Here is a 19,918-nt window from a genome sequence, read left to right as displayed (position 1 = left end):
TGGTATAGATTTTACATTATGCAGGAAAGGGGTACTATGTTGGGTAAAATAATAGATAAATATAAAACAATTCCAGTACAAGTGCGAGCCTCTCTTTGGTTTTTGATATGTACATTCCTGCAAAAAGGAATTTCGCTTATAACCACCCCTATTTTTACTAGGATATTGACAACTTCTGAATATGGAAAGTATAGCGTATTTAACTCTTGGTTAAGTATTATTACTGTGTTCGTGTCTTTAAATTTATATAGTGGGGTTTATACTCAGGGAATGGTTAAATTTGAAGGTGAGCGTAAGCAATATGCTTCGTCTTTACAGGGATTATGTTTAACGTTAGTGGTAGCATGGACAATAATATATCTAATTTTTCATGATTGGCTGAATAATCTATTTGAACTAACTACGGTTCAGATGTTGGCAATGCTTTTAATGATTTGGACGACAGCATGTTTCAATTTTTGGTCTGTAGAACAAAGGATAGATTTTAAGTATAGTAAATTAGTTTTAATTACTTTACTAGTATCTATTGCAAAACCGGTATTAGGAGTGTTCTTAGTCTTAAATTCTACAGATAAGGTAACTGCACGTATTTTGGGGCTGTTATTGGTAGAAGTTGTTGCTTATACAGGTCTGTTTGCTGTTCAAATGTACCGTGGTAGAAAGTTTTGCGTTAGGAAATTTTGGAAATATGCCTTGCTGTTTAATCTACCTTTGTTACCGCATTATTTGTCAACATCTGTATTAAGTAGTGCCGATAGAATTATGATTGGTTACATGGTAGGAGAAGATGCTGCTGGTATATATAATTTAGCATATTCTGTATCATTAATTATGACTATGTTTAATACTGCATTGATTCAAACTGTAGAGCCATGGCTTTATAAAAAAATAAAAGCTGGAGAAATTGCTGGTATTTCTAAAATTGCATATCCTACTTTTATAATTATTGCAGGTGTGAATGTTATTTTAATTGCCTTTGCACCTGAGATTATAGCTATTTTTGCGCCTATAGAATATATGGATGCAATTTGGGTTATTCCCCCTATAGCAATGAGTGTTTTTTTTATGTTTGCATATACTTTTTTTGCAGTATTTGAATTTTATTTCGAAAAAACGCATTATATTACATTTGCTACAGTTGCTGGAGCAGTGTTGAACATTGTATTGAATTACCATGCAATTCGAATATGGGGCTATTATGCTGCAGGTTACACAACATTATTATGTTATGTAATTTATGCGATATTACATTACTATTTCATGAAAAAAATATGTAAGGAATATCTAAATGGGGCGGAGGCCTATAATGATAAAATCTTATTGATTATCACAGTTGTGTTCATGGCTATTGCTTTTGCATTCTTGATTACTTATCGTGATGTTGTAGTTAGATACTTATTGATTTTAGTCTTTACAACTATTTTGATTGTTAAGCGAAAAATTATAGTTCTAGCAATAAAAAATTTAATTAGTATTAAGAAAAGGACGGATTTTTAGTTAAAGATATAATTGTTGAAGAGAGGAGTTACTATGGATACTTTTTATACAGATGAACGTAGCGTACAAATATTGATTAGTTTAATGAAAGCACATGGTATTAAAAAGGTAGTTGCCAGCCCAGGAACAACAAATATTAGTTTCATTGCTAGCATACAGCAGGACTCTTTTTTTGAGATATATTCCTCTGTCGATGAACGTTCAGCTGCTTATATTGCTTGCGGTCTAGCTGCGGAAAGTGGAGAGGCGGTTGCTTTGAGTTGCACCGGTGCAACAGCATCTAGAAATTATATGTCAGGTTTAACAGAGGCATACTACCGAAAATTACCTGTTCTTGCCATTACATCCACGCAGCATAGTGGCAGAATTGGGCAGAATATGCCTCAAGTTATTGATAGAACTACATCATTAAATGATACTGTTAATATGAGTGTCCAAATCCCCACTATTCATGATGCGGAGGATGAGTGGGCTTGCGAAGTCAAATTAAATAGTGCACTTTTGGAATTAAATCACCGTGGAGGAGGACCGGTTCATATTAATTTAGCAACTGTTTACAGTATGAATTTTACGGTAAAAGAATTACCCCCTGCACGAGTAATACGTAGAATTTCTTGTAACAATCTATTTCCGGAGTTGAAGTGTAAGAAGGTTGGAATCTTTGTTGGCGCACATAAAAAATGGTCAGAAGAATTAATTGCTGTTGTAGATAGGTTTTGTGAAAAGTATAATGGAGTGGTTTTCTGTGATCACACAAGCAATTATAAAGGGAAGTATGGTGTAAATGCTAGTCTGATGTGTAGCCAAGAACAGTATGATGCACCGTGCAGGACTTTGGATGTGATGATACACTTGGGGGATATTTCTGGTTCTGCAATAAATATGCATCCTCGCGAAGTTTGGAGAGTTAATCCAGATGGTGTGATTCGAGATACATTTAGAAAACTCTCTTATATTTTTGAGTTGGAAGAAAAAGATTTTTTTGAGGCTTATCTAAAAATGACAACAGAAGAATCAAAAGTCAGTTCTTATGTGAATGAATGCAGAGAGGAATGCAAAAAGCTTTTAAGAAAAGTTCCTGAGTTACCGTTTTCTAATGCTTGGGTAGCACAGAAGTCGATATCCCACTTGCCAGAAGAAAGTGTTTTGCACTTGGGAATTTTGAATTCGCTTAGGGTGTGGGATTATTTTGAAGTTCCAAATAGTGTTCAGGTTTATTCCAATACTGGCGGATTCGGAATTGATGGAGGTGTTTCTTCACTTATTGGAGCCTCTTTAGTGGATAAAGATAAGATTTATTTTGGTGTAGTTGGAGATTTGGCTTTCTTTTATGATATGAATGTTATCGGAAACCGTCATGTAAGTAATAATATTCGATTAATTGTAGTAAATAATGGGCGAGGAACAGAATTTAGAAATTATAATCATAATGCAGCTTATTTTGGAGAAGAGGCAGATAAATATATGGCTGCAGCAGGTCATTTTGGTAATCAATCCTCTAAGTTGGTAAAACATTATGTTGAAGATTTAGGATTCGAATATCTTTGCGCTACAAATAAAAATGAATACTTAAAAGTGATGGATCATTTTTTTACCCCGGATAAGTTGGAAAAACCACTATTACTTGAAGTTTTCACTGATAGCCAAGAAGAAAGTAATGCTATAAGAATTATGAATAACTTGGAAACAACAACTAAGGGAGCTGTAAAGAATATAATGAAAGAAGTGATTGGGGAAAAAGGATTTCGAACACTAAAGCGACTAATTAATCCTTGAAGATTCGTTATATAAGCTAATACAATATATGAAATAACAAAATCAGCTTATATATTTAAGGTGTAACACTTCTGTCTAATTGATGATGAAATTAGAACAATTTAAATTTGGCATACGACGGCTATCAGAAAAATTTAATTATCACCTAATTTCTACTATAACTTCTTAAAGTATAAGAATTATAATTACACATAGTAACAGTAACTAAGTAAGCCAGCATACCTCAAGAAATCTCAAAGAGATTTAGTTTTATTGCTAGTGATAACTTGCAACAGAGTTTGAGTAAAGCTGGCTGCCCTTATCATAAATATATACCATTTATCACTTTTCCTTCACAGAATCCCTCCTGAGGGAATCTTTTTTTGCTGAATTTAAGATTTCCGGCAGATAAGGTATCCTTACCTAACTTTAATATATCTATATTTGAGAGGCTTGTTTCAGTAAGAGGAAGAAGCTTCGAAACATAACCTGGGAATTTTAAAGCTTCGTTAGAGGTGATTTTTTTAAAGACTTCATTCAGTACATCTCTCTGCCTATCCGTTCTTTCGTAATCACCGTTTCCTGACTTTCTTATCCTGCTATAAGTTAATGCTTGTATTCCGTTTAAATTATACTTTCCAGTATTTCTATACCGTAATTAGCAAAGTGAGACACCTCATAATCTTTTACTTAGATTTCAACACTGCCGATAGCATCAAAGATTTCCGGAAGAGTAGAAAAGTTAACTGTAATACAATCTTTTATGTTAAGTTTAAATTTTTGATTGAGAGTCCTAATTACTAGCTGGGGTCCTTCAAAGACATAGGAATGATTTATTTTATCCATACCATGACCATCTATAGAAACGTAGGAATCTCTCATTATTGAAGAAAGCTTAATGGTGTTATTAAAATTATCTATAGTCATAACCATTATAGCATCGGATCTTCCACGTTTACCTTTAGGAGCATCTATTCCGAATAAAGCTATATTAACGATTTCTTCTGATTTAGCCTTTTCCGATATATTCTTAGCTATTCCTAATTAACTATGTTTTTTTGAAAAAATATGTTTTTCTGTTTTGTTTAGCAAAGAGTTTAGATAAATTGCTGTGGAAGCGGATAGAACTATTATTAAAGTAAGAACTACTAATAATATTTTGATTTTTCTGTTTTTAATTTTCACTGGTAAATTAGTCTCCTTAGGTTATAGAATCATAAAAGCAAATTATAGCTTAAAGGACTTCTTCAGCAAAATAATCCAAGTATTATATTAATGTGATTAGTTATATGTAATGATAAACAATCGCATAAATCATATATTTTTTAGTTTCTATATAATCTTATAAAAAAAGGAATTTAATTAACTTTTTATGTAAAAAAATAACTTTAATTAAAAAAACATCAAAAAAGGAGAAATAAAGACTTTTATGGATTATTTCACATGATTACTGGCCTTATTAACATGGACAGACTGTTAATAAAATGGTAACATTTATTTTAAATGGATAAAATAACAACTAAATGTAGTTTTATTATAAATTTATATTTTATTCAATGTTATATTAAAAATATTGTTTATTAATTTACTTTTATTACAAGTAGTGTTGGAGCGAAGGATAATTAATATTAAGGAGGGGTTAAATGAAGGTCTTTGTGAAATATAAGAAATTTGCTTTATTATTTTACGATATCATTTTTATTAATTTTAGTTTTGTATTAGCACTTTTATTCAGGTTTGATACTGATATTCCTGAAATTTATCTTTCTGGCTATAAAAGAGCAGCTCTTGTTGTTACATTAATATATATTGCTATATTTTATTTATTTAACCTCTACAAAAGTCTTTGGAGCCTTGCCAGCATAGATGAATTCACTTTAGGAGGATTGGGTAATGTTGCAGCAAACTCTGCTGTTCTTATACTGAGTTCGTTTTTTCAAAATAGAATGCCTTACTCAGTTATTATATTATCTGGTATATTTATAACAATATTTACATTAGGTTTCAGGCTTCTTTTTAGAATTTACAGAAGAGTGGTTTTGATGTGCAGAAGAGCAGATAAAAGCTCTTTTAAAAGAGTGCTGGTGGTTGGAGCAGGAGATGCAGGAATAACCATAGTCAAGGAAATTTACAGGCATTATGAAATGAAATACCAGGTAATAGGCTTTATTGATGATGATAAAAATAAACAGGGAAAAGTTATCACAGGTCATAGGGTTTTGGGAAACCGTAATGATATTGAAGGAATAGCTGTTATATATGATATAGATCTAATTATAATTGCAATTCCGTCATTATCCATGGAGGAAAGAAAAAAGCTGGTAAGAATATGTAATAATTCAAACTGTGAGACCAAGATAATTCCAGGAGTATATGAGCTTTTGGATGGTAAGGTTTCTTTAAGCAGGATGAGAAATGTGGATGTTAAAGACTTATTAGGAAGAGAGCCTGTAACTCTTGATAATAAAGGTATTTCTGATTATCTTACCGGTAAATCTGTGCTTGTAACAGGAGGAGGCGGCTCTATTGGGTCGGAGCTCTGCAGACAGATAGTAAATTATAATCCAAGAGAACTTATTATATTAGATATATATGAAAACAATGCTTACGATATACAAAATGAGCTTTTAAGAAAATATCCGGAGCTTAATTTAAAAGTGATTATAGCTACTGTAAAGGACAGAAGAAGGCTAGAAAAAGTATTTAATGAATATAAACCGGATGTAGTCTTCCATGCTGCAGCTCATAAGCATGTGCCGTTAATGGAGTTTAATCCGGAGGAAGCCATAAAAAACAACGTTTATGGAACTTTAAACACTGCTGAATGTGCAGATAAGTATGGAGTTAAGAGATTTGTTCTTATATCTACAGACAAGGCAGTAAACCCTACTAATGTAATGGGTGCATCTAAGAGGATGTGCGAAATGGTAATTCAGGCTATAGATGCTAAGAGTAGAACCGAATTCGTAGCAGTACGATTTGGAAATGTATTAGGCAGTAACGGTTCAGTAATCCCTCTCTTTCAAAAACAGATTGCTGAGGGCGGTCCTGTTACAGTAACTCATAAGGAGATAACCAGATTTTTTATGCTTATACCGGAAGCGGCGCAGTTGGTGCTTCAAGCAGGAGCATATGCTAAGGGTGGCGAAATATTTGTATTGGATATGGGAAGTCCGGTAAAAATATACGATTTGGCAAAGGATCTTATAAGACTTTCCGGCTATGAGCCCAATGTGGATATTAAACTTGAAGTAACAGGATTAAGGCCAGGAGAAAAGCTTTATGAAGAGCTTCTTATGGATGAAGAAGGACTTCAAAAAACAGAACATAATAAAATCTTTATTGGCAAGCCTGCAAGCTATGATATTGATAAATTAAAAGCTCAGATAAGAGATATTATTGATATAATACAGTTTGGAACAGATAATCAGATTTTAGAAAAAATACAGGAGATGGTTCCTACATATAAGAGAATGATTCAGGATAAAAGAAATTTAAATACCACAGTTGCAGCTGACACTAGAAAAAACAATATGAGAGAAGTTTTTGACGAAGTTGCTGTAGGGAAGAGTTTTAACTAATAGATTTTTAAAATCAAGCAAAGGAGAATAAGGGGAATGGGTGAAAAGATTTTTCTATCATCTCCACATATGAGTGATGAGGGTTATGAAATGGAATATATAAAAGAGGCTTTTGATACAAACTGGATTGCGCCTCTTGGAGAGAATGTAAATAGTTTTGAGAAGGAACTTGCTGCTAAGGTTGGAGCAAAACATGCAGCAGCATTAACTTCCGGTACAGCTGCTATTCACATGGCTTTGAAGGCTGTTGGTATAGGGGAAGGAGATATAGTTTTTTGTCAGTCGCTCACTTTTTCAGCAACAGCAAATCCAATTATTTATCAAAATGCGACTCCCGTATTTATAGATAGTGATTATGAAACTTGGAATATGAGTCCAAAAGCATTAGAGAAAGCTTTTGGGAAATATCCTAATGTCAAAGCTGTGATTGTTGTCCATTTATATGGACTGTCAGCTGATATTGACAAAATATCTGAGATTTGTAAAAAGCATAATGTGCCATTAATTGAAGATGCAGCGGAATCATTAGGAACCTATTATAAAGGAAAGCATACGGGGACTTTTGGAGATTATGGCGTATTTTCTTTTAACGGTAATAAGATAATTACAACTTCCGGGGGAGGAATGCTTGTATCCAATAACGAAGAAAAAATTAAAAAAGTTCGATTTTGGGCAACTCAGGCTAGAGATCAAGCAAGACACTACCAGCACAGCGAGATAGGATTTAATTATAGAATGAGTAATGTAGTAGCCGGTATAGGAAGAGGACAGCTCAAGGTGCTGGATAAGAGAGTGGCTAAGAAGAGGTATATATATGAATACTATAAGAGAGAACTTAGCGGGTTAGATGGAGTTGACTTCATGCCAGTTAATGAATGGAATCAGCCAAACTGCTGGCTTAGCTGTATGATGCTAAGTGGTGCTGTTAGACCTTTAGATGTGATATTAGCCCTTGAAAAGGAAAATATCGAATCAAGACCTATATGGAAGCCTATGCATATGCAGCCTGTTTTTGAGAAGTATGACTTTATAAGTAGTGAATATGAAGAAGTTGAAGATATGACAATGCAGGAAGTAGCAGCTACTTCGGAAAACAAAGTGAGTAAGTCACAGTGGTTATTTGAGAATGGTGTTTGCCTGCCAAGTGATACAAAAATGAGTGACGTGGAACTAGATAGAGTATGTAAAATAATAAAGGGGTTATGGAATGAATGCTCAGATTCAAATAAGACCAGAGTATAAAAAGAAAAGAAGAATATACAGGGATTATTTAAAAAGACCCATGGATTTTGTATTATCTTTACTTGCATTAGTGATTCTCAGTCTAGTATTAATTATTATAGGGATTTTGGTAAAGGTTAAACTGGGAAGTCCTGTGATATTTAAGCAGAAGAGACCTGGATTAAATGAAAAAATCTTTACTCTTTATAAATTTAGAACTATGAAGAATGAAAGAGATGATGATGGGGAACTTCTTCCCGAAGAGGTTAGACTTACACCCTTTGGTAAGTTCTTAAGAAGTACTAGCTTGGATGAACTTCCAGAACTTTTTAATATAATTAAAGGGGTAAGAGATATAATAGGGACAACCAAGAAAAACATTGATTTTTCAAGCGTTGTCACGGCGTAAGTCAGTCCCGTTCTGTAGTTTTGTGCGAATTGGGTGGAGTAGCAATTGAGGACGGTGAAAAGTCAAAATGGCTTCTTGATTGCTTATTTTGACCCAATCTGATAAGCGTACAAAATTGGATAAGGAGGTTGACTTAGCCGAGGAGTGGTAGCTTTACCATTCTCGGCTAATTGTCGTGTTATAGTCCCAATATGTCCCTGCTAATTGATGATGTTGAATGTGAAAGGTAGAAAAAGAGATGAAGATTAGTCCGTTTAAAAACAAAATTTGGCTGTCATCGCCCATAATGCACGGTGACGAATTAAAGTGTGTCACCGAGGCTTATGAAACAAATTGGATTCCACGGTAGGAAGGAATATTAACGAAGTAGAGCGATTGATATCTGAAAGATGCGGTTGCATTTTTGATACTGATATTCCTGAAATTTATCTTTCTGGTTATAAAAGAGCAGCTCTTGTTGTTACATTAATATATATTGCTATATTTTATTTATTTAACCTCTACAAAAGTCTTTGGAGCCTTGCCAGCATAGATGAATTCACTTTAGGAGGATTGGGTAATGTTGAAGCAAACTCTGCTATTCTTATACTGAGTTCTTTTTTCAAAATAGAATGCCTTACTCAGTTATTATATTATCCAGGTCATAGGGTTTTGGGAAACCGTAATGATATTGAAGGAATAGCTGTTATATATGATATAGATTTAATTATAATTTCAATTCCGTCATTATCCATGGAGGAAAGAAAAAATCTGGTAAGAATATGTAATAATTCAAACTGTGAGACTAAGATAATCCCTGGAGTATATGAGCTTTTAGGCGGAAAGGTTTCTTTAAGCAGGATGAGAAATGTGGATGTTAAAGACTTATTAGGAAGGGAACCTGTAACTCTTGATAATAAAGGTATATCTGATTATCTTACCGGTAAATCTGTACTTGTCACAGGAGGAGGCTCTATTGGGTCGGAGCTCTGCAGGCAGATAGTAAACTATAATTCAGGAGAACTTATTATATTAGATATATATGAAAACAATGCTTACGATATACAAAATGAGCTTTTAAGAAAATATCCGGAGCTTAATTTAAAAGTGATTATAGCTACTGTAAAGTACAAAAGAAGGCTAGAAAAAGTATTTGGTGAATATAAACCGGATGTAATCTTCCATGCTGCAGCTCATAAGTATGTGCCGTTAATAGAGTTTAATCCGGAGGAAGCCATAAAAAACAACGATTATGGAACTTTAAACACTGCTGAATGTTCAGATAAATATGGAGTCAAGAGATTTGTTCTGATATCTACAGACAAGGCAGTAAACCCTACTAATGTAATGGGTGCTACGAAACGTATGTGAGATGATTGTTCAGAGTGCAAGTACATACGGAAAAGTAAAATATAGTGCAACACGTTTTGGAAACGTACTGGGAAGTGCTGGATCTGTTATTCCACTTTTTAAACGTCAGATTGCAAACGGTGGACCGGTGACCATTACAGATAAACGTATTATTCGATATTTTATGACGATTCCAGAGGCATCTCAGCTTGTATTGCAGAGTGGAGCTCTTGCCAGAAATGGAGAATTATTCGTTTTGGATATGGGGAAGGCCGTCAAGATTCTTGATCTTGCTGAAAATATGATTCGTTTATCTGGTGTACCTGGAATTGAGATAGTTGAGACAGGTCTTCGTCCAGGTGAAAAACTCTTTGAAGAGCTTTTGGTAAAAACAGAAGAATTAGATAAGACATCTAATAGTATGATCTTTGTAGAACGTGATGTGCCTTTGAGTAAAGTCGATATTGAAGATAAACTGTCAATGCTTAAAGAAGCTTGTGATTTGGGAGATGATTTAAAAGCAAAAGAAGCGTTAAGAAAGGCTGTTCCTACATTTAAAAACCCTGAAGAAATCAATAAAACTGTTTCAAATTAAAAGAGACAGTGTATGAGAATGATAAAGCATAAAAAGAGGAGCTAAAGATGTTTAAAGAAGAAAACAGATTTGAAAAATTTGATTCAAAAGTATGGTTAAGCAGCCCTACAATGCATGGGCCAGAAATAGAATATGTAAAAGAAGCATATGAAATGAACTGGATGTCTACAGTTAGAAAAAATATTTCTGAAGTTGAAAGAATGTCTTGTGAATATATTGGATGTAAATATGCGGTTGATTATCTGCGGGAACTGCTTCTTTGCATATGTCAATGAAGCTTGCAGGAATTGCTGCTTATGGTATGCCAAAGGTTGGACATGGTGCATTGGAAGGGAAAAAAGTATTCTGTTCTGATATGACTTTTGATGCAACGGTAAATCCTGTTGTATATGAAGGTGGAGAACCTATATTTATTGATACAGAGTATGAAGCATGGAATATGGATCCAGTGGCATTGGAAAAAGCATTTGAATTATATCCAGATGTAAAAGTAGTAGTTATTGCTCATCTATATGGAACTCCAGGAAAAATTGATGAATTAAATGCTATCATTAAAAAACATGATGCAATTCTTGTTGAAGATGCAGCAGAATCCATGGGGGCTACATATAAAGGAGTACAGACAGGAACTTTTGGAAAATATAATACAGTTTTTTTTAATGGAAATAAGATTATTACAGGTAGTTCAGGTGGATGTTTCTTAACAGATGATGAAGAAGCTGCAAATAAAGTCCGTAAGTGGTCAACACAGGCAGGAGAAAATGCAGATTGGTATCAGCATGAAGAGCTTGGATACAACTATCGCATGAGTAATGTAATTGCAGGTGTAGTAAGGGGGAAATTTTCATATCTTAATGAACATATTGCACAGAAAAAGGCAATTTATGGAGGATACAAAGAAGGCTTTAAGGGATTGCCAGTTTCTATGAATCCAATCGATTATGAAAATTGTGAGCCAAACTATTGGCTTTCGTGTTTGATTATTGATAAAGACGCAATGTGCAAACAGGTACGTGGTGAACAGGATGTGTGCTATATCAAAGAAGAAGGAGAAACTTGTCCAACAGAGATTTTAGAAGCTATTGCATCTATCAATGCAGAAGGTAGACCAATTTGGAAGCCAATGCACATGCAGCCAATTTACAGATTAAATCCATTTATTACATGAGATGGTAATGGTCGTGCAAGAACAAATGCATTTACTACAGGTGGGGTGGCCGATGTTGGTATGGACATCTTTGAAAGAGGATTATGTTTACCAAGTGATAATAAAATGACACCAGAACAGCAGGATAGAATTATAGAAGTGATTCGAGCTTGTTTTGAGTAATTATTTTGGTGAGGAATTTAGTAGGATGAATAGGTTAATTATAATTGGAGCAAGTGGACATGGGAAAGTTGTTGCAGATATTGCAATAAAAAAAGGGTACACAGATATTGTTTTTCTTGATGATGATGCAAGTCTAAAAGAATGTGCTGGATATCCGATTGTAGGGAAAACAACTGATGCTAAAGATATGTTTGGAGACAAGATAGTTGCCATTGGTAATGCTGATATACGATGTGAATTCCAAAATCAGTTAGATAATATTATTTCATTAATCCATCCTGCTGCAGTAATTAGCAGAAGAGTACATATAGGAAAAGGAACTGTTGTAATGGCAGGGGCAATTATCAATTCTGATACGTTAATTGGTGATGGTTGCATTATCAATACTGGAGCAACAGTAGATCATGATTGTATGATTCATAATTATGTCCATGTTTCAGTAGGTGCTCATGTTGCAGGCACATGTGAAATTGGTAATAGAACTTGGGTCGGAGCAGGATCGGTAATAAGTAATAATGTTAATATTTGTAACGATTGTATGATAGGTGCAGGTGCAGTTGTAGTTAGTGATTTGGTTAAATCAGGAACTTATATAGGGGTTCCAGTAAAGAGGGTTAGATGATGAAGATATTAGTTTTTGCTCCTCATCCAGATGATGAGATAATTGGGGTTGGTGGAACTATTGCTAAAAGAGCAAAATTAGGTGACGAAGTATATGTATGTGTTGTGACAAAAGGAGTAGAACCTCTTTTCGATGTCAAATTTATTGAGCAGGGAAGAAGGGAATGTCTTAAGGCAGACGAGATAATTGGTGTAAAGGAAACAATATTTCTTGATTTTCCAGCAGTGATGCTTGAATCCGTACCACGTTATATTTTAAATGGAAAAATAAATGAAATTGTACAAAAGATAGAGCCAGATGAAGTTTATATCCCCCATCGTGGAGATATGCAACTTGACCATCAAATTGTGGTTGATGCAGTTATGGTTGCTGTAAGGCCTCGAGGAAAAAAATATCCTAAGAGAGTTTATTCGTATGAAACTCTTTCTGAAACAGGATGGAATATTCCTAATACTGTAAATGAGTTTATTCCCACAGTATATGAAGATATTACAAATACATATGCGTTGAAAATACAAGCAATGAATGAATTTCATTCACAACTATCTGATTTTCCTAACGCTAGATCCCTTGGAGCAATTGAAGCTTTAGCAAAGTTCAGAGGAGCAACTGTAAATTTAAAAGTGGCAGAAGCATTTAGTTTGATTAGGGAGATAAAGTAAGTATGAGGAAAACTAATTTAGTAATAAAAAGGTTTGTAGATATCTTTGGAAGTGGGATTGGATTGATAATTATATCACCGATTTTAATCATTACAGTGATTTTGTTGGAAATATTTATGCCAGGACCTGTTTTTTTTAGTCAATGCCGTGTTGGTAAAGATGGAAAAACATTTAATATTCTTAAATTTCGAAGTATGAAAGTTGATAAAGAAGTAGAAGCAAAGCATGATTTTACAAAGGATGCAGAACGTATGACAATATTTGGAAATTGCATTCGACGGTTTAAGATTGATGAGTTACCACAACTTATTAATGTTTTTCGTGGAGATATGTCATTAGTAGGACCAAGGCCAACTGTAAAAGAACAAACAGATTTATATAATGATTACCAACGTCAACGTTTAAATATGAGACCTGGTATGACAGGATTGGCACAAGTAAATGGAAATGTTGCACTAAGTTGGGAAGAACGTATTGATTATGATGTGGAGTATGTGAATAATTTTAATATTTTGTTAGATTGTAAGATTTTGATAAAAACTGTGATGGTCGTTTTCTGTGGAGAAAATAGATTTAAAAATCCAAAAAGGTAAGGTGTCGAGATGAAAGGAATATTAGTTGGTTCTGTTATTTCAAGTCAAATTATGTTAGAGGAGATGATAGAAACAGGGTTTCCAATCGATATGGTATTTTCATTAGATGAAAAATATTCTGATAATGTTTCCGGATATTATCCAATTCATGAAACAGCAAAAAAACATAATATACCATATAAAAAATTTAAAAAAATTAGTACTGATGAAAATATAAAAGTAATTAGGGAAATAAGGCCAGATTACATATTTGTAATAGGATTATCTCAATTAATTGACAAAAGAATATTAAATCTCCCCAAGAAAGGATGTGTGGGCTTTCATCCAACTCCGCTTCCTAAATTCAGAGGAAGAGCAGCAATGGTATGGCAAGTTTTATTAGAGGTTCATGAAACAAAATGTTCTCTTTTTATGATTGATGAAGGAATAGATTCAGGAGATATTTTGGGACAGGAGGAGTACATAATTGAAAAGACAGATTATGCAAAAGATGTAGAAAAAAAGCTATGTGTGGCATTGAGGTCTTTGAGTAAAAAAGTTTTAAAAGGTTTGATGCAAAATTCTATAGTGCCTCAAAAACAAAACGAGGAAGATGCTACGTACCTATTAATTAGAAGACCAGAAGATGGTCGTATTGATTGGAAGGAACCTATTTATAACATACATAGGCTGATAAGAGCGGTATCTCATCCATATCCTGGTGCTTTTGGTATGTATGATAATTTACACCAGATTATTATATGGAGGGCAGAAGTTGTAGAGAATAAAAATGTAATAGGTATACCTGGTCAGATATGTCATATTGAAGAAAATTATTTTGATGTATTAGGAACAGACGCAATCCTTAGAGTTACTGAATGGGAAAATGTTGATCAAATTAAGATGTTTGTTGGACATAAGTTAAGGTGAGAAATATATTTGGGTGGTTATTACTGTTACTGAATGTAAAGGTGCGTAAATATAATGAATAAGAAAAAAGTTGTGTGGATAATTAACGAGTATAATGGGCCAAATGCAGGTATTCGAACACGTCAAATAGTGTTGAGTGAACATTTGAGAGAAAAAGGATATGATGTTTTTATAATAGCTGGAAGTGCTGATTATAAGCATGGACCTAATTATATGAGTAAAAATGAAAAAATAAAATTTGTTCAACATGATGGTGAGAAGTTTTATGTGATTCGAACGGATGACTATAATTCAAATATTAAAAGGGTTGTAGTCGCGCTTCAATTCCAATTAAGGTTATGGCAATTAAGAAATCAGATACCAAAGCCAGATGTAATTATCAGTGATTTTGCAGGATTGTTTGGGAATATTGCCTTGAAGTGGAAGAAAAAATATAATACAAAAGTTATTTTTGATATTCTTGATTTGTGGCCTGAGCTTTTTGTAGATATGGGACATATGAGGAAAAATTCAATTGTAACGAAAGCTTTGTATAAGTTGGAACATAAATCATATAGGGAAGCAGACTCAATTGTTTTTTCCTTCGAAGGAGGAAAACAATATATTATTGATAAGGGTTGGAGTAAAGAATTTGGTGGTGATGTTGATACAGAGAACATTGGATATCTAAATAATGGAGTGGATCTTAAAACAGTAGATAAACAAACAGAAGATTTTCAGCTAGTTGATAATGATTTAGAAAATGATAAATTTAAAGTTGTATATTTAGGATCAGTGAGTGAATTTAATGGTTTGGATGTTCTGGTGTTAACAGCAAAAGAATTACAGGATCGTTCTATTCAAGATGTTGACATTTTAGTGTACGGATATGGTAATCAAGAGGAAAGACTTAAAAAGATGTGCAGTGATTTGCAGTTACGTAATATTAAATTTAAAGGTGCATTAGATAAGAAATATGCGATGAATCTGTTATCTCGAAGTGATTTGACACTATTTACATTTAAAAATACAAATTTATTAAAGTACGGTGTAAGCCCAAATAAGTTATTTATGTATTTCGCCAGTGGGAAGCCGGTATTGTCAATGATAAAACCGGAGTATGATTTAGTCGAAGGAAATAAAGCAGGCATGTCAGTCGATAACAATCCAGAAAGTATTGCAAATGCTATTGAAAAATTTAAAAAAATGGATAAGTCAGAGTATTCTGTGTATTGCAAAAATTCTCGAAGGCTAGCAGAAGAATATGATTATAAAAAGTTAGTAAATGTATTAATTGAACATATAGAAAGGTAGGTAGATTATGTATTTAAGAAAACTACAACTTAAAGATGCACCATTAATGCTTGAATGGATGCATGATGAAAGTGTGGTTCAAGATTTACACATAAATTTTAAATCTAAAACATTAAGTGATTGTGAAGAATTTATTAAAAATAATCAGAGTTTTACTGAAAATGTAAATTTAGCGATTGCATCTGATGAGGATGAGTATATGGGAACAGTCAGTTTAAAGCATATTGACAAGAAAAATTCAAGTGCAGAGTTTGCAATCACAGTTCGTAAAGAAGCAATGGGGCGCGGGTACTCATGGTTTGGAATGACAGCCATTATTGAAAAAGCATTTTCGGAATATGGTTTAGAAAGTGTTTATTGGTGCGTATCAAGGAAGAATAATAGAGCAGTTAGATTTTACGATAAGCATAGTTTTCATGAAGCTATTGATATAGCGCCTGAAATCTTAAATCGATATAGTGATGAAGATGATTTAAAGTGGTATTCAGCTTTAAGAGGAGATATCTTTGAAAATCGCGATACAGTAGTAGGATGCAAAATTGTACATATAAAAACAATTCCAACAGTAGGAGCAGGAGAACTGTCGTTTTATGAGGCTAATCACGACATTGATTTTGAAATTAAGAGACAATATTATATTTCAAAAGTACCCGAAGGAATAAGGCGAGGATTTCATGCACATAAAGAGTTAAAACAACTTTTATTTTGTCCATATGGGAGAATTCAACTTATTTTAGAAAATGAGTTGGGTAGAGAGGAAATAGAATTAAGTGATCCTTCAATTGGAGTTGTCATTGATCGTCCAACATGGAGAGAGATGTTGTGGTTGCAGAAGGATTCTGTTTTATGTGTAGCGGCATCAGAGTATTATGAAGTCGAAGATTATATTAGAGATTATAATGAATTTAAAAAATATATAAAAAAGGAGAATTGATATGAAAGTATCATTTGTTAGTTTCCTTCCAATGGAGCACGAATTAGACAAAGAGTTAAGAGCAGCTTTTGAAAGGGTATATAAAAGATCTTGGTATATTGAGGGGTTAGAGGATGAGGCATTTGAAAAAGCTTTTGCAGAGTTCTGTGACACTAAATATTGTATTGGCGTAGGTAATGGTTTAGATGCATTAATGCTTGCGTTAAAAGCATTGGGCATAGGTGACGATGATGAAGTAATTATTCCATCTAATACTTATATTGCGACAGCACTTGCAGTAACTTATGTTGGCGCTAAACCTGTATTTGTTGAGCCGAATTTAAAAACCTTCAATATTAATCCAAGCCTTATAGAACAAGCAATTACAGCAAAAACAAAAGCAATAATGCCAGTTCATCTTTATGGCCAGGCTTGTGACATGGATCCAATAATGGAAATTGCAAAAAAATATAACTTGTATATTGTTGAAGATTGTGCACAGGCACATGGGGCAACATATAAAGGGAAAACGGTAGGCTCTTTTGGCGATGTGGCAGGTTTTAGTTTTTATCCTGGAAAAAATCTTGGGGCATTAGGCGATGCCGGAGCAACTGTTACTAATAATAAAGAAATTGCTGATATGGTACGTGCATTAGGAAATTATGGATCTGATTATAAATATCATCATATTTATCAGGGAAATAATTCAAGACTCGATGAGATGCAAGCTGCATTCTTATCTGCTAAACTTCCTCATCTTGACAGAATTAATATCGAAAGAAGAAGAATTGCAGATAGATATTTAGCCGAGATTAAAAATCCAGAGGTGATTCTTCCTTATGTAGCGGATAATATGGTTCCTGTTTGGCATATTTTGGTATTCGTTGTAAAAGAAGAGATGAGTTAGAAGCATTCCTTAATGGAAAAGGGATATCTACAAATAAACATTATCCAATTCCAATGCATTTACAAGAGTGTTATAAGAATCTTGGGTTTAAAAAAGGCGATTTTCCAATTGCAGAAGAGATTAGTGCTACTGAACTTAGTATTCCTATGTATTATGGAATGACAGATGAAGAAATTCAATATGTGATTGATTGCATAAATAGTTTTAAATAATTTGTGTGAATGGTGAATTAAAATGGCTAGTAGATTTAAGAATGAAGTAATTAAAGATATGGTTTCAGTTATTCTTTTGTCTTATAATTCTGGTGAGTATTTGTTTGAAGCTATTGAATCAGTTATCAAACAAGATTATCCATTAATTGAGTTAATTATCTCAGATGACGGATCAAAGGATTTTGATGAAGAAAAGATTAGATTATATATCGATAATAATGCAAATGGAAATGTTACTTATTCAATAATACATCGAGAAAAAAATATTGGGACTGTGAAAAATATTAATAATGCACTTGCTATTTCTAGAGGAGAATATATTAGAATATTGGGTGGCGATGATACTTATCCTGTTCCTGATGCCTTTTCTAAAATGATTGAATTATTGAAAAAAGATAATTCTATTGCTGTAGTAGGAAAATTAGAGCAATGTGATCATATGATGAATTCACTTTATGATCCGCGAGTAGAAAAGTCTAACAATGCGTTAGAAAAAGTATTGCATATGGATTATATTAGTGGAAGAAGATACATAGCTAAAAAAGATATATTTCCAATTGCTAATCAAGCTGTCTGTTATAGAAGAGACTTTTTTGCAGATGGAGGATTTTGTGATGAAAAATATGTACTGATTGAAGATATTGCATTGGCTAATCGACTTTTAGCGGCAAATAAAAAATTATCATTTTTCAATGATTATTCAGTTAAGCACAGAGCGAAAGTTGGAATATCTACTTCACGTGAGTTGTTTGCACCTCGAAGATTATTGTATTATCAGGATTGTATAACGTATGCACAATTAGATATTGCAAAGCATCCGGAAATATATGGAAAGATATATTGTACTGAGCAGGTTAGATTAAGTAAATTTGTATATGATATGGCAAAGGCAAAAGAAGATGGTAAGAGTGTGATTAAACAAGCTGGTATTATGTTGACATATGTAGACACTATTTTTTACTATGTTCTCACGAATACTCGAAAATTTTTAAGAAGAATGAAAGAACGTTTTCAATAGAGTATCATTCAATATAAAATAAAAAATAGAAGATAGGGTATGAAAATGAAAAAAAAAGTGAGTATAATGCTGACATGTTATAATTGTGAAGAATACATAAATAATGCAATTAAAAGTGTAGTTGTTCAAGAAATGCCTTTTAATTGGGAATTATTAATTGGAGACGATGGATCTAGTGATAGTACAGTATCTATTATTAATGGATGGATAGAAAAATATCCAGAGAATATTAAATTATTCGTAATGAAAAGGGATGTAAATACTAAAAAGGATGGTAAAAGAGCCGCAAGGAATAGAGCGAATTTATTAGAAAAGTCTACAGGAGAATATTTAATTTATCTGGATGGAGATGATTGCTTTCGGGGTAATGAGAAAATAAAAAGGCAAGTTCAGATTTTAGATAAACCAGAAAATATAGATTGTTCTTGTGTTGCACATAATATTTTGGCAAATGATTTATCGGAAAAGCGAAAATATCCTCTAATGGAGAATAGATTAAGAGAAGGTCGTGTAGATAGTAGAAAATATTGGAAAGAGTTATATTTTCACACAAATACGATTTTGTTTAGAAGCATATGTAAAGAAAAGATGCTAGATGAAAAATATCGTGATTATCTTAATGACAATTTTATTACCTATATTATTTTGCAGTACGGAAAGATATACTATTTAGACAAGTTATGGGCACAGTATAATTTAACAGGTGAGGGACTGTGGACCGGAAAAAAAAGGGTTTATGGATGTTTTAGAAATATGATTCTTTATGATTTGGAAATTAATATAAATAAAATGTTAAAAAAAGAAGCTTTTATTCGTCATCTATATGATTTTCGGTATATTTTCAAGAACTATTCACAAGAAGATAAAGATAGTGTAGCAGTCTTAGTGCAAAATATACCGAGTGAATTATTTCATTTTACTTGGTTATTGTACAAGTTTGGTGGTGAATTAGATAGTCAAGAAAGAGTTGAGAAAAAAAGGTTGGAACTTAAAGTGAAATTAGTTTTTAATTTCAATCGGTTAATCCATATACCTAAGAAAATTCAATTGTTATTAAGGAAAAGGAGATAGT

14 protein-coding genes and 4 pseudogenes are annotated in these 19,918 nt (G+C 33.1%); 16 read left to right on the top strand and 2 right to left on the bottom strand.

Translation table 11 applies throughout. From position 1 onward, the window contains the following. The first annotated feature begins 36 nt into the window (after positions 1 to 36). Together TA89_RS11655 and TA89_RS11650 are read left to right on the top strand one after the other, a co-directional pair. On the top strand, positions 37 to 1,497 hold the full coding sequence (locus TA89_RS11655; protein WP_040213541.1) for a lipopolysaccharide biosynthesis protein: 1,461 nt from the start codon (positions 37 to 39) through the stop codon (positions 1,495 to 1,497). Positions 1,498 to 1,530: 33 nt separating this feature from the next. Beyond that, entirely contained in the window at positions 1,531 to 3,273 is a 1,743-nt protein-coding gene (locus tag TA89_RS11650) for a thiamine pyrophosphate-binding protein (RefSeq protein WP_040213540.1), read from the top strand. A gap of 301 nt (positions 3,274 to 3,574) precedes the next feature. Here TA89_RS11650 and TA89_RS19305 read toward each other — a convergent pair. Both TA89_RS19305 and TA89_RS19070 read right to left on the bottom strand, forming a co-directional pair. Next, positions 3,575 to 3,883: pseudogene (locus TA89_RS19305) on the bottom strand (LCP family protein); the annotation flags it as partial. 59 nt (positions 3,884 to 3,942) lie between these two features. Continuing rightward, the gene (locus tag TA89_RS19070; RefSeq protein WP_278246232.1) at positions 3,943 to 4,188 is read right to left on the bottom strand and encodes an LCP family protein; all 246 of its coding nucleotides are present in this window, start codon (positions 4,186 to 4,188) and stop codon (positions 3,943 to 3,945) included. A gap of 707 nt (positions 4,189 to 4,895) precedes the next feature. Here TA89_RS19070 and TA89_RS11640 point away from each other — a divergent pair. The 14 genes and pseudogenes from TA89_RS11640 to TA89_RS17750 all read left to right on the top strand — a co-directional run bounded on the left by TA89_RS11640 (position 4,896) and on the right by TA89_RS17750 (position 19,917). Then, entirely contained in the window at positions 4,896 to 6,833 is a 1,938-nt protein-coding gene (locus tag TA89_RS11640) for a polysaccharide biosynthesis protein (RefSeq protein WP_052447466.1), read from the top strand. Between the two features lie 36 nt (positions 6,834 to 6,869). Then, positions 6,870 to 8,075, top strand: coding sequence for a DegT/DnrJ/EryC1/StrS family aminotransferase (locus TA89_RS11635; protein ID WP_052447465.1), 1,206 nt, complete (start codon positions 6,870 to 6,872; stop codon positions 8,073 to 8,075). Then, positions 8,041 to 8,463, top strand: coding sequence for a sugar transferase (locus tag TA89_RS11630; RefSeq protein WP_082023923.1), 423 nt, complete (start codon positions 8,041 to 8,043; stop codon positions 8,461 to 8,463). Before TA89_RS11635 ends, TA89_RS11630 begins: the two co-directional genes overlap by 35 nt. A 732-nt stretch (positions 8,464 to 9,195) precedes the next feature. Further along, positions 9,196 to 10,387 (top strand): annotated as a pseudogene (locus TA89_RS19295) (UDP-N-acetylglucosamine 4,6-dehydratase family protein). 47 nt (positions 10,388 to 10,434) lie between these two features. Then, positions 10,435 to 11,717 (top strand): annotated as a pseudogene (locus TA89_RS11620) (DegT/DnrJ/EryC1/StrS family aminotransferase). After that, a complete protein-coding gene (locus tag TA89_RS11615; protein ID WP_341349998.1) occupies positions 11,710 to 12,339 on the top strand; it encodes an acetyltransferase in 630 nt (209 codons plus the stop codon). The pseudogene TA89_RS11620 and the gene TA89_RS11615 overlap by 8 nt, the downstream one beginning before the upstream one ends. Then, positions 12,339 to 13,001, top strand: a complete 663-nt coding sequence (locus TA89_RS11610) for a PIG-L deacetylase family protein (protein WP_197073451.1) — start codon at positions 12,339 to 12,341, stop codon at positions 12,999 to 13,001. Before TA89_RS11615 ends, TA89_RS11610 begins: the two co-directional genes overlap by 1 nt. Before the next feature lie 2 nt (positions 13,002 to 13,003). After that, positions 13,004 to 13,594 (top strand): sugar transferase, encoded by a 591-nt coding sequence (locus TA89_RS11605; protein WP_040213536.1) that lies wholly within the window; start codon positions 13,004 to 13,006, stop codon positions 13,592 to 13,594. 9 nt (positions 13,595 to 13,603) lie between these two features. Continuing rightward, positions 13,604 to 14,503: a methionyl-tRNA formyltransferase gene (locus TA89_RS11600; protein ID WP_040213535.1), complete on the top strand. Its 900-nt coding sequence runs from the start codon at positions 13,604 to 13,606 to the stop codon at positions 14,501 to 14,503. 54 nt (positions 14,504 to 14,557) lie between these two features. Beyond that, entirely contained in the window at positions 14,558 to 15,796 is a 1,239-nt protein-coding gene (locus TA89_RS11595; protein ID WP_040213534.1) for a glycosyltransferase family 4 protein, read from the top strand. Positions 15,797 to 15,803: 7 nt separating this feature from the next. After that, entirely contained in the window at positions 15,804 to 16,730 is a 927-nt protein-coding gene (locus tag TA89_RS11590; protein WP_040213533.1) for a GNAT family N-acetyltransferase, read from the top strand. Position 16,731: 1 nt separating this feature from the next. Then, positions 16,732 to 17,828, top strand: a pseudogene (locus tag TA89_RS11585) (DegT/DnrJ/EryC1/StrS family aminotransferase). Between the two features lie 22 nt (positions 17,829 to 17,850). After that, on the top strand, positions 17,851 to 18,846 hold the full coding sequence (locus tag TA89_RS11580) for a glycosyltransferase family 2 protein (RefSeq protein ID WP_040213532.1): 996 nt from the start codon (positions 17,851 to 17,853) through the stop codon (positions 18,844 to 18,846). A gap of 45 nt (positions 18,847 to 18,891) precedes the next feature. Beyond that, on the top strand, positions 18,892 to 19,917 hold the full coding sequence (locus TA89_RS17750) for a glycosyltransferase family 2 protein (RefSeq protein WP_187119296.1): 1,026 nt from the start codon (positions 18,892 to 18,894) through the stop codon (positions 19,915 to 19,917). The last annotated feature ends 1 nt before the right edge of the window (position 19,918 follow it).

The sequence above is a fragment of the Clostridium polynesiense genome (assembly GCF_000820705.1).
GTDB lineage: Bacteria > Bacillota > Clostridia > Clostridiales > Clostridiaceae > Clostridium_AA > Clostridium_AA polynesiense.
The sequence above is the reverse complement of the archived record's forward strand: the minus strand, read 5'-3'. Positions and strand labels throughout refer to the sequence as shown.